Here is a 26,139-nt window from a genome sequence, read left to right as displayed (position 1 = left end):
CCCGGGCGGCGTCGCCGGGCTGGCTGCGGGCGGTGTGGCTGAGCTGACCAACCGGACGGCGTGGCGCTGTGCCGGCTGCGGGCGGTGTCAGCCGCGGGGGTAGCGGATCAGCAGGGTGGCCCGGACCTCGTCGGCGCCGATCGAGGCGTACCCGTGCGGGACGTCCGAGCACCACGAGATGTGTTCCCCGGCGGCAGCCACCAGCGGGGCGTCCAGTGGTCCGGCCCGGAGCACCCCGGCGAAGACGGTGACGTGCTCGGTGACCCCGGCGTGGTGGGCCGGGGAGGTCTGCGTCGTACCCGGTGGGACCACCATCCGGTACAGCTCGTAGCTGGCGCCTGCCTCGGTGAAGACCTCCAGCAGAGTGGCGGCGACGGCGGTACCCCGGACCGTGGCGCCGCCGCCGGCCCCGGTGATCACGGCGGTCAGCGGCACGCCGAGCTGCGCGGTCACCGCCCAGAGCGTCTCCAGGGTGGGGTTGCGGGTGCCGCTCTCCAGCCCGGAGAGGGTGGCCTTGCCGATGCCGGCCCGCCGGGCCACCAGCGAGAGCGACAGGCCGCGCTCCTCACGCAGGGCCCGGAGCCGGCGACCGATCCCGGCGGCGTCGGGGCCGGGTGGGACGGTTGATGGGCTGGTTGACATACCCGCTATGGTGCAGCATGACATCGTTCCGTAAACGGAACGGCCGGGGAGGGGGCACCATGGGACGGCTGCAACCGGTGCTGGCCGGCGTGGTGACCGGCCTGGTCGGCTTCGCCAGCTCGTTCGCGATCGTGCTCGCCGGCCTGCGCGCGGTCGGCGCCGACGCCACCCAGGCCGCGTCCGGGCTCTCCGCGCTCTGCGTCGCGATGGGGCTCAGCGCGATCTGGCTCGGCCTGCGGCACCGGCTGCCGATCAGCATCGCCTGGTCGACCCCGGGTGCCGCGCTGCTGGTCAGCACCGGCCCGGTGCCCGGTGGCTGGCCGGCCGCCGTCGGCGCGTTCCTCGCCTGCGGCCTGCTGATCCTCACCGCCGGGCTCTTCCCGCCGCTCAGCCGGGCGATCGCCGCCATCCCGAAACCCCTGGCCGGGGCGATGCTCGCCGGGGTGCTGCTCACCATCTGCATCTCCCCGGTCCGGGCGCTGGTCGACGTGCCCACGCTGGCCGGACCGGTGATCGTGACCTGGCTGCTGCTGCACCGTTTCGCCCGCCGGTGGGCGGTACCCGGGGCGCTGCTCGCCGCAGTCGTGGCGATCGCGGTGACCACCCCGACCGGTGGGCTGGCCGGTACGACGTTCCGGCCCACGCTCGACCTCACCGCACCGGCCTGGAGCCTGCCCGCCATGATCGGCCTGGCGGTGCCGCTCTTCCTGGTCACCATGGCCGCGCAGAACGTACCCGGGATGGCGGTGCTGGCCGGGTACGGCTACCGGGCGCCGTTCGGCTCGATCCTGCGCAGCACCGGACTGGCGACCGCGCTCGCCGCCCCGGCCGGCGCCCACGCGGTCAACCTGGCCGCGATCACCGCCGCGCTGGCCGCCGGCCCGGACGCCCACCCCCGACCGGAGCGGCGCTGGATCGCCTCGGTGACCGCCGGGGCCGGGTACGTCCTGCTCGGTTTCGGCGCCACCGCCGTGGCCGGAGTGGTCCTGCTCGCCCCGCCGGTACTGGTCGAGGCAGTCGCCGGGCTGGCGCTGCTCGGCGCGCTGGCCGGTGCGGTCACCGCCGCCGTTGCGGAACCGGACGCCCGGGAGGCGGCCCTGGTCACCCTCGTGGTCACCGCCTCCGGGGTCACCCTGCTCGGGATCGGCGGCGCGTTCTGGGGACTGCTGGCCGGCTGGCTGATACTGCTGCTGTTCAGGCCGCGCCGGACGCCGGAGGAACCGGCGGCGCCGGCTGAGGGTGCCGGGTCCACGGACGTCCCGGCCGCAGGTCGGGCGGCGGCGGGCGGACAGATCGAAACTTCGGCGGCGGCGGACGGCGGACAGGCCGGTGCTTCGGCGGCGGTGACCGCGTCGGCCGGGGACCGGGTGGCCGGCCGGGCCGGCTGAATGCGGCGGTCAGTCCTCGGGCGCCAACTCGGCGACGGCCACGGTCAGACGTACCGCGCCGCCGTCCACCCCGGCGATCTGGTCCGCCTGCGCGTACACCGCGCCGGTCGGCGCGACGCCGGTGGAGACCTTCAGGTAACCGGTCCGGAGCAGCCGGGCGGCCAGGTCGGCGGGGACGTCCGGCTCGTCGGTGGCGGCCGACGCGATCAACTCGTCCAGGCTGCCACCCGGATCGGCGGTCGGTGCCTGCACGGTGACCGCGTTCGGGTCGCCCCGCTGCACGAGGTCGACCGTGCCGACCTCGGCGCCGGTCGCGTCGACCACCCGCATGCCGGCGGTGACCCGGGACAGGAGCGGCTGCGCTGAGGTGTCCTGCTGCGTCATCCTGGCCCGGTTCCCCCGGCCGGCACCCGCCAAACGTCGGGTGCCGACGGTGCCGGACGCCGGGTGCCCGAGGATGCCAGACGCCGGGTGCCACCGGGTACGCCGCCGGCCGGGTGCCCGTGGACGGGTACCCGGCCGGCGGCACACAGGTCACTGGCCCGGCTGCGGCCGGTCCCGGTCGAGCAGGTCGTCCAGGGCGCCCCGCTGCGGGGCGGGTACCCGGCCGGCGGCCACCAGCGCGTCCCGGATCTCGGTGAGCAGCTTGACCTCCTCGCTCGGGGCGGCCGGCGGCGGCTCCTCGCCACGCTTGCGCCGCTCGGCGAGGCGGTTCATCGGGTAGACGACGAGGAAGTAGAGCGCGGCGGCGGTGAGCGCGAAGGTGATCACCGCGTTGACGAAGGCCACCCAGTCGAACCCGATGCCCCTGACGGTCAGGACGCTGCCCTGCAACCCCTTGTCGCTACCGGTGAGCAGCACCACGAAGAGCCGGATCAGCGGGTCCAGGAACGACTTGGTGAGCTGGGTGACCACGCCGGTGAAGGCGGCACCGATGACGACACCGACCGCCAGGTCGACGACGTTCCCGCGCATGATGAAGTCTTTGAATCCCTTGAGCATCCCGTACTCCTGAGGTGGCCGGTCGACGTACCGGGCAAACCTATGCCCCGGTCGGCGCCTCCAGAAAAGCGCCGGCCTCGTCGGCGGCCCGGTCCGGGTCGCCGGCCCGGATCGCGGCCACCAGCCGACCGTGGTCGACGTACCGCTCCGGGGTCAGGTCGGGGCCGATGGCGTGCGCGACGGTGTCCCGCAGCGCGCCGCCCACCGAGGCGTACAGCTCGGCCAGCATGGCGTTGTGTGCCGCCGCGACGATCGCGACGTGCAGGTCGGCGTCGGCCTCGACGAACGCCTCGGCCCGGCCGGTGCGCCAGGCGGCCTCCCGGGCGGCGAGCGCACGGTCGAGAGCGGCCAGGTCGTCCGGGGTACGCCGGAGCGCGGCGAGCCGGGCCGCCTCGACCTCGAAGGCCCGGCGGACCTCGACCACCTCGCTCATCCGGGCGTCCGTGAGCCGCCGGCCGACCGCGCCGGCCAGTTCGTCGGTGGAGACCACGTACGTCCCGGAGCCCTGGCGGCACTCCAGCACCCCGGCGTGCACCAGGGCCTTGACCGCCTCGCGGACCGTGTTCCGCCCCACACCGAGGGCCTCCACCAGCTGCGGCTCGGTGGGGATCTTCGCGCCCAACGGCCACTCACCACCCAGGATCCGGGCTCTGAGCTGCTCGATCGTCTGCCGGACCCGGGTCTGCCGGGGCGGACCGGAAGGGGAATCAACCGACGGTGTCACTGGTTACATCACCAGGCCGAAATTCATCCCATGATTGTAGGGTCCGAGACATGACGCCGCCACCGACCGCCCTCACCGAGCCGCCCACGGTGGCGACACCCCGGCCGGCACCCGCCCGGCCGGTCCGGTCCTCCGCCCCGGCGGCGTCCCCACCCGTGGGCCCGTCGACCCGCCCGGACAACCCGGTGGCGCCGCCACCGGCAGCGGCGAAGCCGGCAACCGGCGGTGCGCTGGTCCTGGTCGGCATCCTCCTCGTCGCGCTCAACCTGCGGGCCGCGATCACCAGCCTGGGTGCCCTGCTCGACGAGGTACGCACCGGGCTCGGCCTCTCCGGGGCGATGGCGGGCGTGGTCACCACCCTGCCCACCGTCGCGTTCGCCCTGGTGGGCGCGTCCACCCCGTGGCTGGTCCGGCGCTTCTCCGCAGCCCGACTGCTGCTCGTCTCGATGACCGTGCTCGCCCTCGGGCAACTGCTGCGGATCACCACCGACGCGCCGGGCGTCTTCCTCGCCACCAGCGCGCTCGCGCTCGCCGGTATCGCCGTGGCGAACATCCTGCTGCCGATGCTGGTCAAGCAGTACTTCCCGCACCGGGCCGGACTGGTCACCGGGGCGTACTCGATGACCCTGACGATGGGCGCCTCGGTGGCCGCCGCGTCGGCGGTGCCGGTGGCGCACGCGTTCGGCTCGTGGCGGGCCGGTCTCGGCGTCTGGGCGCTGCTCGCCGCGCTGGCCCTGCTCCCGTGGGTACCGCTGGCACTGCGGGCCCGCGCCGCCGCCCGGCGCGCCGGACCTGCTCCCGCCCCGACGCCCCGAACCCGGATCCGGCCCGGCCGCACCCGACTCGGCTGGGCGATGGCGCTCTACTTCGGCGCCCAGTCGCTGAGCGGGTACGCGATCATGGGGTGGCTCGCCCAGCTCTTCCGGGACGCCGGCTACCAGCCGCAGGCCGCCGGGCTGCTGCTCGCCGGGGTGACCGCACTCGGGGTACCCATCGCGCTGCTGATGCCGACCGTGGCCACCCGGCTCACGACGCTGCGTCCGGTGGTGCTGACCCTGTCCGCCGCGATGACCCTGGCCTACCTCGGACTGGCCGTCGCGCCGTACGACGCGGCGGTGCTCTGGGTGGTGCTGCTGGCCCTCGGTCAGGGAGCGTTCCCGCTGGTCCTGGCCACCATCGGGCTGCGCGCCCGGACCGCCGAGGGCACGGTGGCGCTGTCCGCCTTCGCGCAGAGCGTCGGCTACGTCATCGCCGCGCTCGGTCCGCTACTGGTGGGGGTGCTCTACGAGGCGACCGGCGGCTGGCCGGTGCCGATCGGCTTCCTGCTCGTCGCGCTGGCCGTGCAGACCGGGGCGGGACTGGCCATCGCCCGGCCCCGGCACATCGAGGACGAGTAGGAGCGACGGCAACCGCAGGTGGACGGTGCGCCCGCCGGTCCTCCGGGCCGGGCGTGCCGCACACGAATCCGGGCCCGGCCGCAGGCGGCCGGGCCCGGATCGTCGTCAGTTCGTCAGAACGAGGCCCGGCTCGGGTCCCCGGCCACCGCCTCGTCCACCGTCGGGTAGGTCTGGAGCACCTCGACCAGGCCGCTCACCTCAAGGATGCGCAGCACGCCCCGCTGGGGCGCGGCGAGCCGGACCAGGCCGCCGGCCTCGTCGCAGCTGTTCTTCGCCCGGACGAAGACGGACAACCCGGTGGAGTCGCAGAACGACACGTCGGCCAGGTCGAACACGAGCTGGCTGCGCCCCTTGTCGAGCAGGTCGGTGATCTGGTCCTGGAGCTGGGGCGCGGTCGCCATGTCCAGCTCGCCCGCCACCGACACGACGACCACGTCGCCGCGCTGTTCCGTGTGCACCGTCAAGGACATTCGCGACCTCCTGTTCCCTGGAACGGTACTCCACCGGCAGCCCGGTACGCAGAACGGGACGGGTCCGGTGGCTCGGATCATTCCCTTGCATCGTGACAAGTAGTTAGGGTCTACCCGGTGGTAGAGTCCGCCCCGACCCGGCCCCAGGGAGGTAACGATGGCGTTGGACGCCGCACAGGGCAGTCGGCTGGCCGGTCTGCTCGGTGACCACGCGGAGCAGATCGTCAAACGGTGGGCCGACTCGGTCGCCGTCTCGCTGCGGGGCCGGCTGAGCCAGGCCGAACTCCAGTCGCAGGTGCGGGAACTGCACCGGGCGCTGCTGGTCGCCCTGGAGGGCGACGGCCGGGAGCTGCACGCCGAGTCGGCGGGCGAGCTGCGGGCCGTACTGTCCGAACTGTCCCGCAGCCGGGCGCGTCGGGGCTTCACCGCCACCGAGACCGCGGTCAGCGTCTTCGCGCTGAAGGACATCGTGCTGGAGACGATGTCGGCCGGCGGCGGTGCCGAGCAGAACCTGCGCGACTTCGTCGCCTACTCCGCGCTGATCGACCAGCTGGGGCTGTTCACCTTCGAGAGCTACGCCAAGGCACGCGAGGAGCTGATCGCCGACCAGGCCGAGCAGCTCCTCGAACTCTCCACCCCGGTGGTCAAGCTCTGGGAGGGCGTGGTGGCCGTGCCGCTGGTCGGCACGCTCGACTCGGCCCGCGCCCAGGTGGTGATGGAACGGCTGCTCCAGACCCTGGTCGACACCGGCTCGCCGTACGCGATCATCGACATCACCGGGGTGCCGGCCGTCGACACCCAGGTCGCCCAGCACATCCTGAAGACCGTGGTGGCCGCCCGGCTGATGGGGGCGGACTGCATCATCTCCGGCATCCGCCCGCAGATCGCCCAGACCATCGTGGCGCTCGGCATCGAGTTCGGTGACATCGCCACCAAGGCGAGCCTGGCCGACGCCCTGCGGCACGTCCTCAAGCTGACCGGGGTCGACGCGGCGCGCCGGAACGCCCGTCGGGAGTCCTGATGGAGCGGGTGCCGGTCCTGAAGATCGGCGACATCCTGCTGGTCTCCATCCAACTGGACATGGAGGACCAGACCGCCCTGCAACTCCAGGAGGACCTGGCCGACCGGATCGTGGCCACCGGCTGCCACGGCGTCATCATCGACATCACCGCCCTGGACATCGTCGACTCGTTCGTCGGGCGGATGCTCTCCACCATCGCCGCCATCTCCAAGGTGCTCGACGCGGAGACCGTGGTGGTCGGGATGCGGCCCGCCGTGGCCATCACCCTGGTGGAGCTGGGGCTCTCCCTCAACGGCATCCGGACCGCGCTGAACGTCGAGCGCGGCATGGAGCTGATCGCGGCCAGCCGGGAGGAGACCGACGACTGGGCGGTGGACCTCGACGAGGCCGACCCGGGGCAGGCGGCGACGTCGACATGACCGCCGGCCTCGGCCTCGGCCGTCCGCAGACGCAGGCCATCGTCGGCGACGAGGACGTGGTCCGGGTCCGGCAACTGGTCCGTACGGTCGCCGTCGCGGCCAAACTCTCCCTCGTCGACCAGACCAAACTGGTCACCGCCGCCAGCGAACTGGCCCGCAACACACTGGTCTACGGCGGCGGCGGGCAGGTCGAGGTGACGACCGTGGACAACGGACGGCGGCAGGGGGTCCGGATCGTCTTCACCGACAGTGGGCCGGGCATTCCCGACCTGGAGCTGGCGCTGACCGACGGGTACACCACCGGCGGCGGGCTCGGACTCGGACTCAGTGGTGCCCGTAGGCTGGTCGACGAGTTCGACATCCAGACGGCGGTGGGCCAGGGTACCCGGATCACGGTGACCAAGTGGTCCCGGTGACGGCGACCGTATGGTCCCGGTGATACGGAGCGACGGTGCCGACTGACGGGTTGTGGTTCCGGGTCGAGTCCAGCAGTACAGCGAGCGCGGTCCGCCGGGCCGCCGAACGGCTCGGCGGTGAGCTGGGCCTCGGGGAGACCAGGGTCGCCGACCTCGCCATCGTGGCCACCGAACTCGCCACCAATCTGGTCAAACACGCCGACGAGGGGCAACTGCTGCTCCGGCCGGTACGGCACGCCGACCGGGTCGGCGTCGAACTGGTCGCGCTCGACTCCGGACCGGGCATGGCCGACCTGGTCGCCTCCGCCCGGGACGGGCACTCCACCGCCGGCACCCTCGGCATCGGGCTCGGCGCGGTCGTCCGGCAGGCGAGCTGGTACGACGGGCACTCGGTCCCCGGCCGGGGCACGGTCCTGGCCGTGCAGATCTGGTCCGGCCCGCCACCGCAACCGGGATGGGCAGCCGGTGTCGTCCGGCCGTTGACCGGCGAGTCGGTCAGTGGCGACGGTTACGCCGTCCGGGACTGCGACGACCGGTACCAACTCCTGGTCTGCGACGGGCTGGGGCACGGCGTGCTGGCCCACGCCGCCACGCAGGCCGCGCTTGCCGCGTTCCGCGCCGCACCCGCGCTGCCCCCGGCGGCGCTCGTGGAGCGGCTGCACACCGCGATGGCGCACACCCGGGGCGGGGCGCTCTCCGTCGCCGAGGTGGACCCGGTCGCCGGGCTGGTGCGCTACGCCGGCCTGGGCAACGTCAGCGCCAGCATCGTCGGGTACGGCACCCGGCGCGGGCTGGTCAGCCTGCCCGGGATCGCCGGGCACAACCGCCGGATGGTCCGGGAGTACGAGTACCCGTTCACCGCAGACGAGGTGCTGGTGATGCAGACCGACGGGGTCACCGACCGGTGGCAGCTCGACAACTATCCCGGCCTGCTGGAACGCTCACCCCTGGTGTTCGCCGCCACCGTGCTGCGCGACGCCGGGGTACGCCGGGACGACGCGTGCGTACTGGTCGCCCGGGTGCCCCGGTGAGGCCGTCGGCGGTGTGCCGGTGACCAGCGGACGGGGCCTGTCGATCCCCCTGATGCAGATGACGTTGCGCGTCGAGCACGACATCTTCGTGGTCCGTCAGCGGGGCCGCGAAGTGGCGGCGCTGCTCGGGATCGAGCACCAGGACCAGATCCGCATCGCCACCGCCCTCAGCGAGGTCGGGCGGCACCTGCTGGCCGCCGGGGGCGGGGCCGACGTGGTCTTCCTCGCCCAGCCGGCGGTCGTGGCGCAGCCCGCCCTGCACGTCGAGTTGACCTCGGTACGCCCGGTCGGGGCCGGCGCGCCCGTCCCGCAGCAGGCCGCGGTGGGCCGGTTGGTCGACGTACTCGACGTGACCGAGTCCGATCGGGCTACGGTCGTACGGATGTCCCGACGTATACCGGCGAGCGCGGCCCCACTGACCAGGCAGGGGCTGGAGGAGGTACGGGCCCAGTTGGCACAGAGCGAGCCGAGCACCGCGCTCGACGAGTTGGCCCTTCAGAACGAGCAGCTCATCGCCGCCCTCGACGAGGTACGCAGCCAGCGGGACGAGCTGGCCCGGCTCAACGAGGAACTCCAGGAGACGAACCGGGGGGTGATGGCCCTCTACGGGCAGCTCTCCGAGGAACTGGAGGAGACCAACCGTGGGGTGGTGGCGCTCTACGCCGAACTGGACGAGAAGTCGGCGCAGCTCCGCGCGGCGAGTGAGGCCAAGAGCCGCTTCCTGGCGAACGTCAGTCACGAACTCCGGGCCCCGGTGACCGCGATCATCGGGCTGGCCCGACTGCTCGCCGACTCCGCGTCCGACCCGCTGACCGACGAGCAGTCCCGTCAGGTCGGGCTGATCCGGTCCTCGGCCGGTGACCTGCTCGCGTTGGTCAACCAACTGCTCGACCTGGCCAAGGCGGAGTCCGGCCGGATCGAGCCGCACTGGGCCGAGGTCGATCTGCGGGTGCTCTTCGGGCAGCTCCGGGGGACGTTGCGGGCGGTCGCCAGCCGGCCCGAGGTGGACCTGGTGGTGGAGGACCCGCCCCAGCCCGCCTTGATCCGCTCGGACGAGGTGCTGCTCTCCCAGATCCTGCGTAACCTGCTGCACAACGGACTCAAGTTCACCGAGCAGGGTGAGGTTCGGATGCGGGCGGAACAGGCGGGCGACCGGTGGCTGATCACGGTCAGCGACACCGGTGTGGGCATCCCGGCAGAGCTGCACGGGCGGGTCTTCGAGGAGTTCTACCAGGCTCCGGGGTCCCGCCGGACGGCCGGCACCGGGCTGGGACTGCCGTACGCGCGGCGGTTGGCGACCCTGCTCGGCGGGACCCTGGAACTGACCAGCGAGCCGGGCCGGGGGAGCACTCTCAGCGTGTACCTGCCCCGGGGTGGAGCCTGACGGTGGAGGGCGGTCCGGCGACGGTGCTGGTGGTGGACGACAGCCCCACCAAGCGCTACCTGCTGGTCAACTGGCTGACCCGGGCCGGATTCGGCGTGCTGGAGGCGGAGACCGGCGGCGACGCGCTGGCCCGGGTCGGCGTCGACCCGATCGACCTGGTGGTGCTCGACGTCCGCCTGCCCGACCTGGACGGCTTCGAGGTCTGCGAGCGGATCAAGGTGGACCATCCGGCCATGCCGGTGATCCACGTTTCCGCGCACGCGGTGGACGTCCGGGACCGGGCGCAGGGTCTGACCCGGGGCGCCGACGCCTACCTGGCCGAGCCGATCGAACCCGAGGAACTGGTGGCCACCGCCCAGGCGGTGTTGCGTTACTACCGGGCCCGGCAGCGCGCGGAACTGCTCGCCGAGCGGCTCGCCGGGCTCGCCGACACCACCCTGGCGGTCAACTCGGCGCCGGACTTCAACCGGTTGCTGACCGCCGCCGCCGCCGGTGCCGCGAAGATCTTCCAGGGGCCGGCGGTGGTCGCCGCCGAGACCTTCGACGGGGACTGCCTCGCCGCGGTCACCACCGGCCCGGGGGCGGACGCCTTCCTCCAGCCCTGGTCCGTCGACGACGCTGACGTACCGATCGGCTCCAGCGTGCACGTCGGCTCGGCGGAGGACTGGCCGGCGCTCGACTGGCCCGCCGGACAGCGGATCACGGTGGCCGCCGCCCGGTTGCGCACCGACCGGGCTCCGCTCTACATCGTGGTACCCAACGGGGAACTGCTGCCCGGCGCCCCCGTCCTGGTGCAGCTCGCCCAGGCGGTCGCCGCTGCCGTGGAGGCGCAACGGTCCTTCGACGAGGAGCACCGGATCGCCGTCACCCTGCAACGCAGCCTGCTGCCCCGCCGGATCCCGGACGTCGCCGGCTACGACCTGGCGGTGCGGTACGAGCCGGCGAGCGCCCAGACCGAGGTGGGCGGGGACTTCTACGAGCTGGTGATGCTCGACGGCCACCTGCTGGTGGCGATCGGGGACGTGGCCGGGCACTCGCTGCACGCCGCGACGGTGATGGCCGAGCTGCGGCACGCCGTCCGGGCGTACGCGGTGGAGGGGCACCAGCCGGGCGCGGTGCTGGACCGGGTCGACGAGTTGATGCGTACCCTCCTCCCCGGTGAGCTGGCCACCATCTGCGTCATGCTGCTGCACCCGCCCACCGGGCGGATCCGGATGGCGAGCGCCGGCCACCTGCCGCCGCTGGTGGTAGGCGACGGCGGGCCGGAGTTCGTGCACCACCGGGCGCCGCTGCTCGGGGTACGGGCCGTCCGGCCGGCGGACCGGGAGTTCGTGCTGCCGCGCGGCGCGTCCCTGGTGCTCTACACCGACGGGCTGATCGAGCGGCGGGACGCCGACATCGACGCCGGTCTGACCGCCCTGGCGGCCTGTGCGTCCGAGGTCGAGCAGGACCTGGACCGGTTCTGCGAGCGGCTGCTGGTGAAACTCGCGCCGCCGCAGATCCACGACGACATCGCGGTGGTCGCCCTCCGCCGGCACTGAGGTGTTAGGAAGGGCCCCTTCCTATCGCTTTTTGTATAGGAAGGGGCCCTTCCTAACATCAGTGCAGGAGGTTGAGCCGGCCCAGCGCCACGGGTCGGGTGTCGACGCGGTACCAGGTGCCGGAGTTGCGGCTCCACCGGTGCGAGAGGAGCGCCCCGGTCGCCCGGTCGGGTCCCGGACGGACATCCAGCCCATACCGGCGCCGGTCGCCTCCCGGTAGGCCGGGTTGCTGTCGTCGAAGAGGCGGCTGCCGCTGTCGACGATCGCCATGTGGCCGGGCCCGAGCGGTGCCGCGACCGCCGCCGCGCCGAACACGGCCAGCAACGATCGCCTGGTGGTTCTGCCCATCACACACTCCCCATTGCTCTCCGTGACACCACAGTGGTGTCGCGGCACGAGGACAGACATCGGGTATGACCGCAGCGCTCGGAACTGATCGAGAGGGGTGGACTGCCGTGTTGGCGGGACGAGAGAGCGCCGACGGTCACACCGCGTTGCCGCCTAGCCTGGGTCGATGACTACCAGGATCAGTGAACTGCTCGGTGCCGCCGCGCCGCGTGCCGTCGCGGTCGTCCGGGGCATCACCGACGACCAGTTGGACCTGCCCACCCCGTGCAGCGAGTTCGCGGTACGCGGTCTGCTCGGTCACCTCTTCGAGGTGGTCGTCAACTTCCAGGGGCTGGCCCGGAAGGAGCAGGTCGGGTGGGGGTTTGGTGCGGACCTGCTCGGTAGCCCCGACTGGCGGGACCGGTTCGCCACCGAGACCGACCGGGCGATCACGGCGTGGTCCGAGCCGTCGGCCCTGGAGGGCGTCTCCCCGATGGGGATGCCGCAGCCGATGCTGGGCAACCTGGTCGTGCTGGACCTGACCGTGCACGCCTGGGACCTGGCCCGGTCCACCGGGCAGTCGTTCGAGCCGGCTCCGGACGTACTCTCCGAGTTGCACGACGTGGTCGTGAAGCTGGCGCCCACGGCCCGGGAGCGCGGGGTGTTCGGCGCGGAGGTGCCGGTCCCGGCGGACGCCCCGGTCTTCGACCGGCTGCTCGGGACCGCCGGTCGGGACCCGGGATGGGGGCCGCCGAGCGCCGGCTGAGCAGTCTCGGGCGGCGCTGTCCCGTCGAGATGTGGCCGCCTGCTGTCGGGTCGACCGGTCGCGCGGTGGGCAGACTTTCACGAGCCGCGCGGGTGGTCCCACCTGCCCCGTCCGCACGCTTTGCTCTGCTTCAGCGGAGGCAACAGCCAGGCGGTGGAAGTGTTGCCGTCACTGAAGCAGAGCAAAGCGTCTGCCCCCCGCGCAAGGTGGCCCCCGCGCGAGGTGGCCCCCGCGCGAGGTGGCTGCCGGGCAGGGTGGCTGCCGCGCGAGGTGGCTGCCGCGCAGGGTGGCTGCCGTGCGCCGCCAGGGTCCAGGCGGAGGCGGTGACTCCGGAGCGGGTTGACACCGCTATTCACTCAGTGAATAGTGGCCTGGTGTCCAGTTCCCACGTGCTGCTCGGACTGCTGGCGGTCGGCGCCATGCACGGCTACGACCTGAAGCGCGCCTACGACAACCGACTGCCCCAGGCCAAACCGCTCGGCTACGGCCAGGTCTACGCCACCCTCGGTCGGTTGAGCCGGGACGGGCTGGTCACCCCGGCCGGACAGGATCGCGACGCCGGGCCCGACCGGACGTCGTACGCGATCACCCCGGCCGGCCGGGCGGCGCTCGACGAGTGGCTGGCCGCCGTGGAGCCGCCCGCCCCGCACGTGGCCAGCACCCTGCTCAACAAGGTGATGGTGGCGCTGCTGGTGGCCGACGTCGACCGCGCCCGGCGGTACCTGACCGCCCAACGCCGGGCACACACCGACCGGCTGCGCGAGCTGACCGCACTGAAGATCGCTCCGGGCGCCCGGCTCGACGACGTGATCGCCGCCGACTACGCGATCGCCCATCTCGACGCGGACCTGCGGTGGTTGCAGACCACCCTGGACCGGGTCGCCGACTGGCACCGGGAGGTGCGGGCATGACGGAGCCACCAGCCCAGCTACAGGCGCGGGGCGTGGTCAGGTCGTACGGCGCCACCCCGGCCCTGCGCGGAGTCACCCTCGACGTGGCCGAGGGGGAGATCGTCGCGGTGACCGGGCCGAGCGGCTGCGGCAAGTCGACCCTGCTGCACTGCCTCGCCGGGATCCTGCGCCCCGACGCGGGAGAGATCGGCTACCGGGGCCAGCGGATCGACACGTGGTCCGAGGCGGCCCGCTCCCGACTACGGCGTACCGAATTCGGGGTGCTCTTCCAGTTCGGCCAACTGGTGGCCGAACTGACCGCAGCGGAGAACGTCGCGCTTCCGCTGCTACTCGCCGGCACGGGGCGGCGGGCAGCACGGACGGCGGCGTTGTCCTGGCTCGACCGGCTGGGGGTGGCCGACCTCGCCGACACCCGTCCCGGGGAGATGTCCGGCGGCCAGCAGCAACGCTGTGCCACCGCGCGGGCCCTGGTCACCGAGCCCCGGGTGCTCTTCGCCGACGAGCCCACCGGCGCGCTCGACACGCTCACCGGCGAGCAGGTCCTCGGCCACCTGGTCCGGGTCGCCCGCGAGCAGCGGACCACCGTCGTGCTGGTCACCCACGACGCGCGAGTCGCCGGGTACGCCGACCGGGAGATCGCCATGCGGGACGGAACGGTCGACCACAGCGGCCTCGGGCTGGTGGGCGGTCCGCGGTGAAACTGTCGACCACCGTCCGGCTGGCCCTGGCCGGCACCCGTACCGACGTGCTCCGGGTACTGCTCACCGGAGTCAGCGCGGCGCTGGCCGCCCTCGCCGTGCTGGCCGCGCTGACCGTACTGGCCATCCCGAAGGCACCCGGCGACCGGTACGCCCAGTCGGAGCAGTACGCCAACGCCCTGCTCCGGGAGCCGGGCCTGCGACCCGGGGTGGCGTTCACGCTGCTCCTGCTCACCCTCCCGGTACTGGCCCTGGCCGGACAGTGTGCCCGGCTCGGCGCCCCGGCCAGGGACCGCCGGCTGGCCGCGATCCGGCTGGCCGGAGCCACCCCGGGGCAGGCCGTCCGGATCGCGGCCACCGAAACCGGGGTGGCCGCGCTGCTGGGTACGCTGCTCGCCCTCGCGCTCCATCTGCTCGGCCGGCGGGTGCTCGACACGCCCGACACCAACGGCCTGCTCACCCTGCCCACCGACGTGCTGCCCCCGGTCGCCGCGCTGGTCGCCGTGGTAGTGGGCCTACCGCTGCTGGCCGCGCTGGTCACCGGAGCACTGCTCGGCCGGGTGGTGTTCAGCCCGTTCGGGGTGTACCGGCAGGTCGGCCGGTCCGGCGCACCCCGGCCCTGGCCGGGACTGCTCATCGGTGCCGGGGTGGCCGCGTTCCTCGCCGTCGAACCGCTCCACCGCTGGTACGCCGCCCAGGACCGGGACCTGCCGGTCTGGCTGCTGCCGCTGCTGCTCCTCGGCGGTGGACTGCTGGCCATGCTCGGCGTGGTACTCGGCACCGGCTGGCTGTCGTACCACGCCGGACGGTTGCTGCACCGGGTGGCCCGGGGGCCGGCCGCCCTGCTCGCCGCCCGCCGGTTACTGGCCGACCCGTGGACCGGGAGCCGGACCTTCGCCGCCCTGCTGGCCTGCCTGGTCTTCGGTGCCGGGGCAGCCGGCATCCGGGCCCAGTTCGTCGCCGACCGGCAACTGCGCATCGAGGAACAACTGCGCAGCGACCGGCTGGCGGGTGTGCCCACCCGGCCGGCGGACCTGGCACCGAACGACTTCTACGTCCACACCATGGACCTCGTGCACACCGCCATCGTGGTCGCCCTGATCATCGCCGCAGGCGGGATGCTCATCTCGGTCGCCGAGGGCGTGGTGGCACGGCGGCGGGCGTACGCCGCACTGGTCGCCACCGGGGTCCCCCGGTCGGTACTCGGCCGGGCCGTCGCCTGGCAGTCCCTCGCCCCGGCGGTCCCGGCGGTCCTGCTGGCACTCACCGCCGGTACGGCGCTGTCCCGGAGCGTCTTCGGTGAGGTGCGCAGCGGCGGAGGACAGACCCAGGTGTGCGACGCCACGGCCGCACTCTGCGCCGACCCGGCCACCCGGGAGCAGTACACCCGGATCGTCGCCGACCCGGTCGTCGTCCGGGCCGTACCGGTGCCGCTCGACGGCCTCGTCGGCTACGGCGCCGGCGCCCTGTGCGCCGTGCTGGTGACGGTCGGTGTCGGACTGCTCCTGCTGCGGTCAAGTACCGACCTGGCTGAACTCCGGGCCAGCTGAGCAGGCGAATGCGAAATCCGCTACCCGATGTAACGCCTGACCGTCCCGCAACGCTGTTGCCCCGGAGGGGTCAGCACGGCCCCCGCCGGCCGGCGGTCATGCCGCCCGCACGGTCACTCCGCGTCAACCCCGGTCGGGGTGGACGCCTGCCCCCGACCGGGGCCGTGGGCAAGCGGACATCGGGAGAGGAACGGATGCAAGGCCAACCGGAGGCACCACCGGTCTTCGTCGACGGCAGCGGACGGCGTCGGCGGTTGAGCGTGCTGGCAGGTACCGGCATCGGGGTCGGACTGCTCGCGAGCCTCGGACTCATCCTCGCCGGGCTCTTCACCGGCTCGTCGGTACCCCTGCCCGGCTGGCCGGAGTCGAAGCCGGCGCGGCCCATCGAAGCCGGCGTGGACGAACTGGGCGTCTCACCCGACGCAGCGCAACCGACACCCGGCCCGAGCAGCACCGCCACCGGTGCGCCGAGCCGTACACCGAGCGCCCCGGCCAGCGCCACCACCCGGCCCGGCGCCGCCCCCACCGCACAGCCCAGCCGGACCGAGGTCCCCGGCCAGGGCGACACCCGGCGCAACGAGCCGGCGGGCAAGCCGAGCAGGTCACCCGGAAAACCCAAGTGACGACGGCCCGACACGTCAACCGCCCCGAGCCCCGGGCCCACTGGTTCCTGCTCGTCCTCGGCCTGGTGGTGCTCCTCGCGGCGCTCTCCTTCAACGGGTTCACCACCGGCATGGCCGGCGGATCCGGGACGGCCGACCCGTCCGCACCGCCCGGCCCGGAAGCGGTCACCGGCGGAGGACCCGTGCTCCGGCTCGACGGCCCGGAACCGGTCAGCCGGTCGATGCCGGACCGGACCATCGCGCTCACCTTCGACGACGGCCCGGACCCGGAGTGGACCCCCCGGGTGCTCGACGTCCTGCGCCGGCACCGGGCGCACGCCACGTTCTTCGTGGTCGGTGCCCGGGTCAACGAGCATCCCGAACTGGTCCGCCGCATCCTCGACGAGGGCCACGAGATCGGCTCGCACACCTTCACCCATGCCGACCTGGCGGCAGTCCCCCAATGGCGGCGGGACCTCGAACTCTCCCTCACCCGTAAGGCGATCGCCGGGGCGACCGGCCAGGAGGCCACCCTCTACCGCCCGCCGTTCTCGTCCCACCCGGGGGCGGTCACCGCACCGCAGTACGCGGCGCTCCGGGCCGCCGCCGAAGCGGGACACCTGGCCGTACTCGCCGACCGGGACACCAAGGACTGGCAGCGTCCCGGCGCCGCCGCGATCATCGCCGCCGCCACCCCGAACCGGGGCCGGGGCGCGATCGTGCTGATGCACGACGGCGGTGGCGACCGGAGCCAGACCGTGGCCGCCCTCGACCGGCTGCTACCCACCCTCACCGGGCAGGGCTACCGGTTCCGTACCGTCTCCGAGGCGCTGGAACGGACCGACGCGGCCGTACCCGCCACCGCCCGCAACCGGCTCAGCGGGCACGCGCTGCGCTGGGCGCAGACCGGTGCCGGCTGGCTCGCCGGGGCGATGAACGCCCTGCTCACCATCGCCCTGCTACTCGGCGTGGCCCGGCTCGCGGTGCAGGTGGTCTGCGCGCAGATCCACGTCCGGCGGGTCCGCCGACCCCGACGCGGCCGACCCGAGGTACTCGCCCCGGTCTCGGTGATCGTGCCCGCCTACAACGAGTCCGCGAACATCTCCGCCACGGTCCGCTCCCTGGTCGACAGCGCGTACCCGGCCCTGGAGGTGATCGTGGTCGACGACGGTTCGTCCGACGGCACCGCCGACATCGTCGAACGGATGGGCCTACGCGGAGTGCGGGTCATCCGGCAGGCCAACGCCGGCAAACCGGCCGCGCTGAACACCGGGATCCGGGCCGCCCGGGCCAACCTGCTGGTCCTCGTCGACGGGGACACGGTCTTCCAACCGGACACCATCCACCGGCTGGTCCAGGGCTTCGCCGACCCGACCGTGGGGGCGATCTCCGGCAACACCAAGGTCGCCAACCGGCGTCGGCTGCTCGGCCGCTGGCAGCACCTGGAGTACGTCATCGGCTTCAACCTGGACCGCCGGATGTACGACGTGCTCGGCTGCATGCCGACCATCCCCGGGGCCATCGGGGCGTTCCGTCGGGAGGTCCTGTTCGACGTCGGTGGCGTACCCTCCGACACCCTCGCCGAGGACACCGACCTGACCATGAAGGTGCTCCGGGCCGGCTGGCGGGTGGTGTACGAGGAGAAGGCCATCGCCTGGACCGAGGCACCGTCGTCGCTGCGGCAACTGTGGCGGCAACGGTACCGCTGGTGCTACGGCACCATGCAGGCGATGTGGAAACACCGGCACGCGCCCCGCGAGTCGGGCTCCGGCGGCAAACTCGGCCGGCGCGGCCTGCCGTACCTGACGGTCTTCCAGGTGGTCCTACCGCTGACCGCACCGGCCGTCGACGTCTTCGCCCTCTACGGCCTCATCTTCCTGCCCTGGTCCACCCTGCTGCTCGCCTGGCTCGGTCTGCTCGCCCTCCAGGGGTTGACCGCCGCGTACGCCCTCTGGCTGGACGGGGAACGGTACGGTCCGCTCTGGAGCCTGCCCTTCCAGCAACTCGTCTACCGGCAGGTGATGTACCTGGTGGTGGTGCAGTCGGTGGTCACCGCCATGCTCGGCAACCGGCTGCGCTGGCAGCGGATGGTCCGTACCGGCGAGGCCGCCGCCCTGGTGAGAACGTAAGGGAAGGTTGTAAGGAAGGGCCCCCTGTTAACGCTTCCGGTATAGGAAGGGCCCCTTGTTAACACCTGGACCGTCCGGGACGGCGGAACGGCAGCGCGCCGGGGCAGGATGAGGCATGGACCTCGTGACGCTGGATGACATCCGTTCCGCCGCCGACCGGGTCGGCCCGGTGGTGTTCCGTACCCCGCTGGTCCCCGCCTGGGAGACCGGGCTGTGGATCAAGCCGGAGAGCCTGCAACCGGTCGGTTCGTTCAAGCTGCGGGGTGCTGTCAACGCGGTGGCCCGGCTCGATCCGGTGGCCCGCGCCCGGGGCGTGGTCACCCACTCCTCCGGCAACCACGGCCAGGCGCTCGCCTACGCGGCCCGCGCCGTCGGGGCGCCGTGCACGGTGGTGGTCCCACAGGGGGCACCACAGATCAAAATCGACAAGATCCGGGCGTACGGAGCGGAGGTCGTACTGGTCCCGCCGAGCGAGCGGCTGGTCGAGGCCCGTCGCGTCGCCGCCGACACCGGACGCACCATCGTTCCGCCGTACGACCACCGGGACGTCATCGCCGGCCAGGGCACCATCGGCCTGGAGATCGTCGCGGACCTGCCGGACGTCGACGTGGTGCTGGTACCGGTCGGCGGGGGCGGGCTCGCCTCCGGGGTGGCGACGGCGGTGAAGGCGCTCCGCCCGTCGACGACGGTGCTCGGGGTGGAACCGGAACTCGCCGCCGATGCCCGGGACTCGCTGGCTGCCGGGGAGGTGGTGGTCTGGGAGGTCGACCGGACCTGGCGGACCAGCGCCGACGGTCTGCGTACCCATTTGTCGCCGTTGACCCTCGCCCACCTGCGGGCCCGGCTGGACGGCATCGTGACGGTCAGTGAGGAGGAGATCGCCGCGACGGTCGGCCGGCTGACCCGGGACGCCCGGCTGGTTGCGGAGCCGAGCGGAGCGGTCGCCCTGGCCGCGCGACTGTTCCGGGCCGCCGAGCTGCCCGCCGGGCGTACCGTGGCCGTGCTGAGTGGCGGCAACGTCGACCCGGCGGTGCTCGCGTCGGCGCTGGAGCGTTGAGTCGGGACAGTTGGCGGGTTAACAAGGGCCCCTTCCTATACCGAAAGCGTTAAGAAGGGGCCCTTCCTTACACCTCAGGCGAGGCCGAAGCGGTCCAGGGTCCAGGCGTTGACGAAGGCCTCCTCCTTCCAGGCGTCGTACCGCCCGCTCGGCCCACCGTGCCCGGCACCCATCTCGGTCTTCAGCAGGTAGTCGCCCTGCGGGGCCACCGCCCGCAGCCGGGCGATCCACTTGGCCGGCTCGTGGTACAGCACCCGGGTGTCGTTGAGGCTGGTCACCGCGAGGATCGCCGGGTAGTTCACCGGCTGGACGTTCTCGTACGGGGTGTACGACTTCATGTACTCGTACACCTCGGGGTCGTCGAGCGGGTTGCCCCACTCCTCCCACTCGGTGACGGTCAGCGGCAGCGACGGGTCCAGGATGGAGTTGAGCGCGTCGACGAACGGCACCTGCGCGACGATGCCGGTGAAGGCGTCCGGGGCCAGGTTGGCCACCGCGCCCATCAGTAGTCCGCCGGCCGAGCCGCCCCGGGCGACCAGTCGGTCGGCGGTCGTCCAGCCGGCTTTGACCAGGTGCCGGGCGCTGGCCACGAAGTCGGTGAAGGTGTTCTTCTTGGCCAGCAGCTTGCCTTCGTCGTACCAGCGCCGGCCCAGTTCACCGCCACCCCGGACGTGCGCCACCGCGAAGATCACGCCCCGGTCCAGCAGGGAGAGCCGGGCGATGGAGAACCACGGGTCCATGCTGGCCTCGTACGAGCCGTAGCCGTAGAGCACGCAGGGGGCGGAGCCGTCCCGGGGCGTGTCGGCCCGGCAGACCAGCGAGATGGGTACCCGGGTGCCGTCGTCGGCGACCGCCCAGTCCCGGTGCTGCTGGTAGTCGTCGGGGTTGAACTCCCGGCCGTCCGGCCCGGGCCGGACCGGCTTGCGCTTGCGCAGTTTCATCTCCCGGGTGACCAGGTCGTAGTCGTAGACCGAGTCCGGGGTGATCAGCGAGGTGTAGCGGAACCGGACCTCGGTGGTCTGGTACTCCGGGTTGCTGTCCAGGCCGACGCTGTGGATCGGCTCCGGGAACTCGATGTCGTACGCGTCGGTGCTGCCGATGGTGAGCACCCGCAGGCCGGTGAGGCCGTTGCTGCGCAGTGACACCACCAGGTGGTTGGCGAACGCGTCGACCGCCTCCAGCCGGGTACCGGGGGAGTGCTCGATCAGCGGCACCCAGTCGCCGGGGGCGTCGGCCGAGGTGTACGCGAGTGCGAAGTCCTCCGCACCGTCGTTGTGCAGGATCAGGAACCGGTGCCCGTGGTGCTCGACGGAGTACTCGACGCCCTGCCGCCGGGGGGCGACCACCGCCGGCTCGCCGGTCGGGTTGCCCGCCGGGATGACCCGCACCTCGCTGGTGATCTTGCTGTGCGCGTCGATCACGACGAACTTCTCCGAGCGGGTCAGCTCGACCCCGACCCAGAACCGCTCGTCGGCCTCCTCGTAGACGATCACGTCGTCGGCGGCCGGGGTGCCGATGGTGTGCCGCCACACCCGGTACGGCCGCCACGCCTCGTCGACGGTCACGTAGAACAGCGTCGAGGCGTCCGCCGACCAGGCGGTGCCGTAGAAGGTGTCCGGTACCTCGTCGGCGAGTACCTCGCCGGTGGTCAGGTCCTTGACCCGCAGGGTGAACCGCTCGTCGCCGGAGAAGTCCGTCGAGTACGCCAGCCAGCGCGCGTCGGGGCTGACGTCGAACGCGCCGAGCGAGAAGAAGTCGTGCCCCTCGGCGAGCAGGTTGCCGTCGAGCAGCACCTCCTCGCCGTCGAGCGGGGCACCGTCCGGGCTGACCGGCGGTTCGGTCTCGCCGTCGCGGACCGCACGGCGGCACTGCACGCCGTACTGCTGCCCCTCCACCGTGCGGGTGTAGTACCAGTAGCCGCCCTTGCGGGTGGGTACCGACAGATCGGTCTCCTGGGTCCGCTGCCGGGTCTCGGTGAACAGCGTCTCGCGCAGCCCGGCGAGGTGGGCGGTCCGCGCCTCGGTGAAGGCGTTCTCCGCGGTCAGGTAGGCGATGGTCTCCGGGTCCTCCTTGCCGGCGAGCCACGCGTACTCGTCGATGACGGTGTCGCCGTGGTGGATGCGCTCGGTGGGGACCCGCTTGGCCACGGGCACGGGCGTGGAAGTCGTCACGGGCGTCACGTTACCGGTCGCCGTTTCCCGTCGGCGGCTGCCAGGGCGGGCGGTTCGGTCATTCCGCCACCGGCTGATTAGAACATGTGTACGATGACCGCCATGGGTCGCTCATCAGGTTCGACGCACCGGCCGGAGGTCGCCGAGGTGACCCGGCGCCTGGCCGACATCTGCGGTACGCCGTTCGCCCGGCTGGCGGGTGCCGCCGACGAGGTGGCCGGCGAGCCGGCCCGCTGGGTGGCGGCACCCGGTGGGGTGCACGCCGCCGCCCGGGTGCTCAAACTGGCCGCCGAGCACGATCTCACCGTGGTGCCCCGGGGTGCCGGCACGAAGATCGACTGGGGTGCCGCGCCGTCGCGGGTGGACATCCTGCTCGACACGGGTCGGCTCGCGGGCGTCCGGCACGACGCACGCGGCTCCGGGGTGGCCGAGGTCGGCGCCGGTACCCCGTTGCGGGCCGCGCAGGCGATCCTCGGCCGGACCGGCCAGCGGCTCGCGCTGGACGCGCCGTCTGACGGCGCGACGGTGGGCGGGGTGGTCGCCGCCGACGAGCCCGGTCCGCTGCGGCACCGGCACGGGCCCCCGTGCGACCAGTTGGTGGCGGTGAGCTACCTCGACGCGGACGGTGAGCTGGTCCGGGTGGGTGGTGAGCCCTCCGCCCCCGACCTCGACCGGCTGCTCTGCGGGTCGCAGGGCGGGCTCGGGGTGCTGGTCTCGGCCGCGTTCCGGGTCCAGCCGATCCCGGCCGGTCGGGTCTGGGTGTCCCGCTCGGTGTGGTCACCACTGGAGGTGCACGAGCTGGTCCGCGCGGTCGTCGCCTCGCCGTTGCAGCCGGCCGCGATCGAGGTGGACCTGCCGGCCCTCCCGGTCGACCCGGGTCGTACCCGCAGGTCGGGCAGCTCCGCCCCGCCGCCGGCCGGCCGGCTCGTCGTGCTCCTTGAGGGCGGGCCGGCGGACGTCGCCGAACGCGCGGTCCGGGCCGCCGACCTGCTCGGCGGCGACGCGCGGGCGGTGCACCGTCCACCGGAGTGGTGGCGGCGTTACCCGTTCCGGGAGGGGGACATCGCGCTGCGGGTGGAGGTGCCGACCAGCGACCTGCACGCCGCGGTCTACGCGTTGCGGGACGCCGTCGGTGCCCCGGTGCCGGTCCGTGGTTCGGCCGGGCTCGGCACCGTGCACGCCGTACTGCCGGGCGGCACCCCGCCGGACCGGGTCGCCACCATCCTGGACGGGGTACGCACCGTGCTGCTCGCCCGGCGGGGCCGGTGCGTGGTGATCTCCGCACCCCCGGCGGTGCGGCACGCGGTCGACCTGTGGGGACACCCGTCCCCGGCTGGTGGGCTGCGCGCGGTGAAGCAGCGGTACGACCCACGCCGGCGACTGGCCCCCGGGCGGCTGCCGGGCGACTGCTGACGGCAGCCGCCCGACAAGTCAGCCGGTCAGCAGACGGGTACCCCGGGCAGTTGGGCGGCGGGATGGTCGATGTAGATGTTGGTGATGAAACCGTTCTGGTCCCGCAGCCGTGACCACCAGTTGTTGGTGTAGCCGTCGGCGGTGACCCAGTCACCCTGCTTCTGACAGAGCACGTGGACGAGGGTCGGGCCGGCCAGCGTGGTCACCGTGGGTGCGGAGAGGTAGGCGTCGGTGCGGACCCGTACCCCGGAGCCCCAGGTCCAGAAGGCGGTCCCGCCGCCGCAGCCGTTGTCGCTGGTCAGGTACTTCTGGTTGTAGTACCCGGGATAAGGGGCGAGGGACCAGCCGTTGATCACGATGTTCTGCCCGACGCCGTTGTAGAGCTGCTCGTAGTGGATGTGCGCCCCGGACGAGTTGCCGGTGCTGCCGGTGGTGCCGATCTGCTGTCCCTGGCCGACCCATGCCCCGTGCGCCACCGAGAACGCGGCGAGGTGGAAGTAGTACGTCTTCCAGCCGCCGCCATGGTCGATCACGATGTAGTTGCCGGCGCCGTCCGCCTGGTAGTAGCGGAAGGCGGTGCCGGCCGCCGAGGCCAGGACCGGGGTACCGGCGGTGGTGCCGCCGTCGGCGCGGACGAAGTCCAACGCCAGCCGCACCTCGGCGCTGTGGTGGCTGTACGTCCACCGCTGGTTGCACGGGAACGGTGCCTTGAAGACGGGTGCCGCCTGTGCGGGGCCGGCGACGGTGAGGGTGGCCGCGAGGGCGACGACGAGGGTGGACAGGAAGGTGACCACGGTTCTGGATGAGCGCATGATCCGTCCCTCTCAGGGGTGGCGGGGCGATCCATGCGTACGCAGTACCGGAAGCATATGAGCTTCATCTATTTCTGTAAATAATTAACATGGTCGATCTGTCTGGTGAAGGTTTCCCGCAGCGGCCGGGCTCCGACCCCACGTTCAGACCGCGTCGTTGCGCAGCACCAGGATGGCGATGTCGTCACGGGGCGACTCCGCCGAGAAGCCGATCGCAGCGGAACGCAACCGGGCCGCGACCACCGCCGCCGGGTAGCCGGCCAGCGGCGCCGCCGCGTCGCGGAGCCGCTCGGTGCCGAAGAGTTCCCGACCCCGGCGCCGCTCGGTCACCCCGTCGGTGTAGAAGATCAGCGCGTCCCCGGGCCCCAGCGGCACCGGGGTCGCCGGGGAGGCGATCGCGTCGAGCAGGCCCAGCGCCGTACCACCCGAACCGACGAAGGCCGCTCCGCCGTCCCCCCGGACCAGCACCGGACGGTCGTGTCCGGCCAGGTGCAGGGACACGTCGAGCCGCCCGTCGGTCGCCGGTCCGACCGCCGCCAGCGCGAGTGTGCAGTACCGCCCACCGCCCCGCTCGACGAGCGTGTCGTTGAGCCGGGCCAGCGCCTCCGGCAGCGGGCGGCCGTCCGAGACCAGTACCCGGATCACGTCCCGGACCAGCCCGGTCACCGCCGCCGCCTGCACCCCCTTGCCGGAGACGTCCCCGACCACCACCAGCCAGCGCCCGTCGGGCAGCGGCACCACGTCGTAGAAGTCGCCACCCACCTCGGCGTCGTCACCGGTCGGCACGTACTCGGCGGCGAACCCGATGCCGTCCACCACCGGCAGTGCGGGTGGCAGCAGGGACTGTTGCAGGGTCTGCGCGACCCGGCGCCGCTCGGCGTGGATCCGGGCGTTCTCGATCGCCAGGGCCGCCCGCCGGGCCACGTCCTCCAGGACGGCCACCTCGTCCGAATCGTGCCGGTGCCGCTGGTGGCGGCCCACCGCCAGGGTGCCCAACCGTTGCCCCCGCGCCACCAGCGGCACCGCGAACCCGTCCATCGGTGCGCCGAGGGGCATCTGCGAACCGCTCCGGGACGCCTCCCGCAACCGGGCCTGCACCGACTCCGGCCCGGTCTCGGCGAGTACGGCGTGCAACTGGGGGAGCACCGACTCGTCGGCGTGGCTGGCCGCAGCCAGCCGCAGCCGCCCCCACTCGTCGGTGGTGTGCACCGCGCACCACTGCCCGAGCCGGGGTACGACCAGCTGCGGGATGAGTGCCATCGTCAGCTCGACGTCCAGCGACTGGGCGAGCAGTTCGCTCGCCTCGGCCAGGAAGGTCAACCAGGTCTGCCGGCGGACGTCCGCCCGGCGCAACCGGTCGTTCTCCAGGTGCAGGGAGAGCCGCTCCACCATCAGGGCCGCGAGCGGCCGGGCGTACGCCGACGGTGCGGCGTCGAGTTCGAGTTCCCCGCTGTACGGACGGTTCACCGCCAACGGCACCCGGAGCAGTTCGTCACCGGGACGGGGCGGTCGACCGTACCGGGCGAGCAGTTGCTCACCGGTACCGTCGCCCCGGTCCAGTCGGATCGCACCACCCGCGGCCCCGACCATCTCGGCGACCCGGGTGAGGAGTTCGGCGGCGAACTCGGGCAGCGGGTCGTCGCCGTACGAATCGGGTGCGACCTGCATCAACGCGGTCATCGCGCCGACACTCGGCGCGGAACCACCCACGGCCGACGTGCCCGCCGGCCGGTGCGGCTCCCGGGGGCGCGCACCGTCGACGGGGGCGCCGGGCCGGTCGAGGTGGAACCAGACGCCCTTGCCGCTGGGCAGGTGGGTGGTGCCCCAGCTGTTGGCGAAGTGGTCCACCAGCAGCAGGCCGCGACCCCGCTCGGAGACCTCGCCGATGTCCGGGGAGACATTGCGCGGGCCGGCGGTCAGTTCCTCGCGGTGCCCGGTGGCGAAGTCGGACACCGTCACGGTCAACCCGGTCGCGTCGGCGACGACCTCGATGTCCAGCTCGGTCCGGGCGTGTTCGACGGCGTTGGTGGAGAGTTCCGTGGTGAGCAGGAGCGCCTCGTTGAGCAGCTCCTCCAGACCGGCCTCGGCGAGCACCGACCGGACGATGGCCCGGGCGGCGGCCGGCGTACGACGGTCCGCGGGTAGCCGGACCCGACGCACATGATCGTCCGGGCCGCTCTCCGTCGCGGGCCCCGCCTCCGCAGCCACGCCTCGTATCCTCCCCCGGCACGGCCGGGGTGCCAAGTTCGGCACCGGGCGGGTCGGGCG

23 protein-coding genes and 1 pseudogene are annotated in these 26,139 nt (G+C 73.0%); 16 read left to right on the top strand and 8 right to left on the bottom strand.

Annotated elements, in window-relative coordinates; translation table 11 throughout:
- Positions 1 to 87: 87 nt before the first annotated feature.
- The gene (locus GSF22_RS03985; RefSeq protein ID WP_208811354.1) at positions 88 to 642 is read right to left on the bottom strand and encodes a helix-turn-helix domain-containing protein; all 555 of its coding nucleotides are present in this window, start codon (positions 640 to 642) and stop codon (positions 88 to 90) included.
- 59 nt (positions 643 to 701) lie between these two features.
- Between GSF22_RS03985 and GSF22_RS03980 the strand changes: the two genes are divergently transcribed.
- On the top strand, positions 702 to 2,030 hold the full coding sequence (locus tag GSF22_RS03980; RefSeq protein WP_208811353.1) for a benzoate/H(+) symporter BenE family transporter: 1,329 nt from the start codon (positions 702 to 704) through the stop codon (positions 2,028 to 2,030).
- Positions 2,031 to 2,039: 9 nt separating this feature from the next.
- Here the strand turns inward: GSF22_RS03980 and GSF22_RS03975 are convergent, their stop codons facing one another.
- The 3 genes from GSF22_RS03975 to GSF22_RS03965 all read right to left on the bottom strand — a co-directional run bounded on the left by GSF22_RS03975 (position 2,040) and on the right by GSF22_RS03965 (position 3,756).
- Positions 2,040 to 2,414: a hypothetical protein gene (locus GSF22_RS03975; RefSeq protein ID WP_208811352.1), complete on the bottom strand. Its 375-nt coding sequence runs from the start codon at positions 2,412 to 2,414 to the stop codon at positions 2,040 to 2,042.
- Between the two features lie 150 nt (positions 2,415 to 2,564).
- On the bottom strand, positions 2,565 to 3,032 hold the full coding sequence (mscL, locus tag GSF22_RS03970) for a large conductance mechanosensitive channel protein MscL (RefSeq protein ID WP_208811351.1): 468 nt from the start codon (positions 3,030 to 3,032) through the stop codon (positions 2,565 to 2,567).
- Between the two features lie 40 nt (positions 3,033 to 3,072).
- Complete coding sequence (locus GSF22_RS03965) at positions 3,073 to 3,756, bottom strand: FadR/GntR family transcriptional regulator (protein WP_208811350.1); 684 nt, start codon at positions 3,754 to 3,756, stop codon at positions 3,073 to 3,075.
- 50 nt (positions 3,757 to 3,806) lie between these two features.
- On the opposite strand from GSF22_RS03965, the gene GSF22_RS03960 reads away from it, so the two are divergent.
- On the top strand, positions 3,807 to 5,153 hold the full coding sequence (locus GSF22_RS03960) for an MFS transporter (RefSeq protein WP_208811349.1): 1,347 nt from the start codon (positions 3,807 to 3,809) through the stop codon (positions 5,151 to 5,153).
- A gap of 113 nt (positions 5,154 to 5,266) precedes the next feature.
- On the opposite strand, the gene GSF22_RS03955 is transcribed toward GSF22_RS03960, so the two are convergent.
- Positions 5,267 to 5,623, bottom strand: a complete 357-nt coding sequence (locus GSF22_RS03955; RefSeq protein WP_208811348.1) for an STAS domain-containing protein — start codon at positions 5,621 to 5,623, stop codon at positions 5,267 to 5,269.
- Between the two features lie 157 nt (positions 5,624 to 5,780).
- Here GSF22_RS03955 and GSF22_RS03950 point away from each other — a divergent pair, with 157 nt between their 5' ends.
- From GSF22_RS03950 to GSF22_RS03890, 13 genes are all read left to right on the top strand, one after another.
- Positions 5,781 to 6,644 (top strand): STAS domain-containing protein, encoded by an 864-nt coding sequence (locus GSF22_RS03950; protein WP_208811347.1) that lies wholly within the window; start codon positions 5,781 to 5,783, stop codon positions 6,642 to 6,644.
- The gene (locus tag GSF22_RS03945) at positions 6,644 to 7,063 is read left to right on the top strand and encodes an STAS domain-containing protein (protein WP_208811346.1); all 420 of its coding nucleotides are present in this window, start codon (positions 6,644 to 6,646) and stop codon (positions 7,061 to 7,063) included. Before GSF22_RS03950 ends, GSF22_RS03945 begins: the two co-directional genes overlap by 1 nt.
- On the top strand, positions 7,060 to 7,479 hold the full coding sequence (locus tag GSF22_RS03940) for an ATP-binding protein (protein ID WP_208811345.1): 420 nt from the start codon (positions 7,060 to 7,062) through the stop codon (positions 7,477 to 7,479). Before GSF22_RS03945 ends, GSF22_RS03940 begins: the two co-directional genes overlap by 4 nt.
- Positions 7,480 to 7,514: 35 nt before the next feature.
- Positions 7,515 to 8,510 carry an ATP-binding SpoIIE family protein phosphatase gene (locus tag GSF22_RS03935; RefSeq protein WP_208811344.1) on the top strand — a complete coding sequence of 332 codons (996 nt, stop codon included), beginning with the start codon at positions 7,515 to 7,517 and terminating at the stop codon, positions 8,508 to 8,510.
- Between the two features lie 58 nt (positions 8,511 to 8,568).
- Positions 8,569 to 9,894: a sensor histidine kinase gene (locus tag GSF22_RS03930; RefSeq protein ID WP_208811364.1), complete on the top strand. Its 1,326-nt coding sequence runs from the start codon at positions 8,569 to 8,571 to the stop codon at positions 9,892 to 9,894.
- A 2-nt stretch (positions 9,895 to 9,896) separates the two neighbouring features.
- Positions 9,897 to 11,435, top strand: a complete 1,539-nt coding sequence (locus GSF22_RS03925; RefSeq protein ID WP_208811343.1) for a SpoIIE family protein phosphatase — start codon at positions 9,897 to 9,899, stop codon at positions 11,433 to 11,435.
- Positions 11,436 to 11,949: 514 nt separating this feature from the next.
- On the top strand, positions 11,950 to 12,528 hold the full coding sequence (locus GSF22_RS03920; RefSeq protein ID WP_208811342.1) for a TIGR03086 family metal-binding protein: 579 nt from the start codon (positions 11,950 to 11,952) through the stop codon (positions 12,526 to 12,528).
- A gap of 374 nt (positions 12,529 to 12,902) precedes the next feature.
- Complete coding sequence (locus GSF22_RS03915) at positions 12,903 to 13,439, top strand: PadR family transcriptional regulator (protein ID WP_208811341.1); 537 nt, start codon at positions 12,903 to 12,905, stop codon at positions 13,437 to 13,439.
- Positions 13,436 to 14,137, top strand: coding sequence for an ABC transporter ATP-binding protein (locus GSF22_RS03910; RefSeq protein ID WP_208811340.1), 702 nt, complete (start codon positions 13,436 to 13,438; stop codon positions 14,135 to 14,137). The genes GSF22_RS03915 and GSF22_RS03910 overlap by 4 nt, the downstream gene beginning before the upstream one ends.
- Positions 14,134 to 15,687 (top strand): FtsX-like permease family protein, encoded by a 1,554-nt coding sequence (locus GSF22_RS03905; RefSeq protein ID WP_208811339.1) that lies wholly within the window; start codon positions 14,134 to 14,136, stop codon positions 15,685 to 15,687. The genes GSF22_RS03910 and GSF22_RS03905 overlap by 4 nt, the downstream gene beginning before the upstream one ends.
- A 194-nt stretch (positions 15,688 to 15,881) precedes the next feature.
- Positions 15,882 to 16,310: a hypothetical protein gene (locus tag GSF22_RS03900; protein ID WP_208811338.1), complete on the top strand. Its 429-nt coding sequence runs from the start codon at positions 15,882 to 15,884 to the stop codon at positions 16,308 to 16,310.
- On the top strand, positions 16,307 to 18,418 hold the full coding sequence (locus tag GSF22_RS03895; protein ID WP_307803705.1) for a bifunctional polysaccharide deacetylase/glycosyltransferase family 2 protein: 2,112 nt from the start codon (positions 16,307 to 16,309) through the stop codon (positions 18,416 to 18,418). The genes GSF22_RS03900 and GSF22_RS03895 overlap by 4 nt, the downstream gene beginning before the upstream one ends.
- Before the next feature lie 115 nt (positions 18,419 to 18,533).
- Positions 18,534 to 19,475 carry a threonine ammonia-lyase gene (locus GSF22_RS03890; RefSeq protein ID WP_208811337.1) on the top strand — a complete coding sequence of 314 codons (942 nt, stop codon included), beginning with the start codon at positions 18,534 to 18,536 and terminating at the stop codon, positions 19,473 to 19,475.
- A gap of 74 nt (positions 19,476 to 19,549) precedes the next feature.
- On the opposite strand, the gene GSF22_RS03885 is transcribed toward GSF22_RS03890, so the two are convergent.
- On the bottom strand, positions 19,550 to 21,646 hold the full coding sequence (locus GSF22_RS03885) for a S9 family peptidase (RefSeq protein WP_208811336.1): 2,097 nt from the start codon (positions 21,644 to 21,646) through the stop codon (positions 19,550 to 19,552).
- A gap of 102 nt (positions 21,647 to 21,748) precedes the next feature.
- Between GSF22_RS03885 and GSF22_RS03880 the strand changes: the two genes are divergently transcribed.
- Positions 21,749 to 23,059 (top strand): FAD-binding oxidoreductase, encoded by a 1,311-nt coding sequence (locus GSF22_RS03880; RefSeq protein WP_244366058.1) that lies wholly within the window; start codon positions 21,749 to 21,751, stop codon positions 23,057 to 23,059.
- A gap of 269 nt (positions 23,060 to 23,328) precedes the next feature.
- Here the strand turns inward: GSF22_RS03880 and GSF22_RS03875 are convergent.
- Positions 23,329 to 23,871: pseudogene (locus tag GSF22_RS03875) on the bottom strand (M23 family metallopeptidase); the annotation flags it as partial.
- 144 nt (positions 23,872 to 24,015) lie between these two features.
- Entirely contained in the window at positions 24,016 to 26,079 is a 2,064-nt protein-coding gene (locus GSF22_RS03870; protein WP_208811333.1) for a SpoIIE family protein phosphatase, read from the bottom strand.
- Between the last annotated feature and the right edge of the window lie 60 nt (positions 26,080 to 26,139).

It is taken from the genome of Micromonospora echinofusca (assembly GCF_017614955.1).
GTDB lineage: Bacteria > Actinomycetota > Actinomycetes > Mycobacteriales > Micromonosporaceae > Micromonospora > Micromonospora echinofusca_A.
Note: the sequence above shows the minus strand (reverse complement) of the source record. Positions and strands in the feature narration are given on the sequence as shown.

Coding starts and splice junctions, on each gene's coding strand:
- mscL (WP_208811351.1), bottom strand. CDS start 3,032: ATGCTCAAGGGATTCAAAGACTTCATCATGCGCGGGAACGTCGTCGAC.
- GSF22_RS03955 (WP_208811348.1), bottom strand. CDS start 5,623: ATGTCCTTGACGGTGCACACGGAACAGCGCGGCGACGTGGTCGTCGTG.
- GSF22_RS03980 (WP_208811353.1), top strand. CDS start 702: ATGGGACGGCTGCAACCGGTGCTGGCCGGCGTGGTGACCGGCCTGGTC.
- GSF22_RS03910 (WP_208811340.1), top strand. CDS start 13,436: ATGACGGAGCCACCAGCCCAGCTACAGGCGCGGGGCGTGGTCAGGTCG.
- GSF22_RS03930 (WP_208811364.1), top strand. CDS start 8,569: ATGACGTTGCGCGTCGAGCACGACATCTTCGTGGTCCGTCAGCGGGGC.
- GSF22_RS03960 (WP_208811349.1), top strand. CDS start 3,807: ATGACGCCGCCACCGACCGCCCTCACCGAGCCGCCCACGGTGGCGACA.
- GSF22_RS03920 (WP_208811342.1), top strand. CDS start 11,950: ATGACTACCAGGATCAGTGAACTGCTCGGTGCCGCCGCGCCGCGTGCC.
- GSF22_RS03940 (WP_208811345.1), top strand. CDS start 7,060: ATGACCGCCGGCCTCGGCCTCGGCCGTCCGCAGACGCAGGCCATCGTC.
- GSF22_RS03945 (WP_208811346.1), top strand. CDS start 6,644: ATGGAGCGGGTGCCGGTCCTGAAGATCGGCGACATCCTGCTGGTCTCC.
- GSF22_RS03880 (WP_244366058.1), top strand. CDS start 21,749: ATGGGTCGCTCATCAGGTTCGACGCACCGGCCGGAGGTCGCCGAGGTG.
- GSF22_RS03890 (WP_208811337.1), top strand. CDS start 18,534: ATGGACCTCGTGACGCTGGATGACATCCGTTCCGCCGCCGACCGGGTC.
- GSF22_RS03900 (WP_208811338.1), top strand. CDS start 15,882: ATGCAAGGCCAACCGGAGGCACCACCGGTCTTCGTCGACGGCAGCGGA.
- GSF22_RS03985 (WP_208811354.1), bottom strand. CDS start 642: ATGTCAACCAGCCCATCAACCGTCCCACCCGGCCCCGACGCCGCCGGG.
- GSF22_RS03950 (WP_208811347.1), top strand. CDS start 5,781: ATGGCGTTGGACGCCGCACAGGGCAGTCGGCTGGCCGGTCTGCTCGGT.
- GSF22_RS03975 (WP_208811352.1), bottom strand. CDS start 2,414: ATGACGCAGCAGGACACCTCAGCGCAGCCGCTCCTGTCCCGGGTCACC.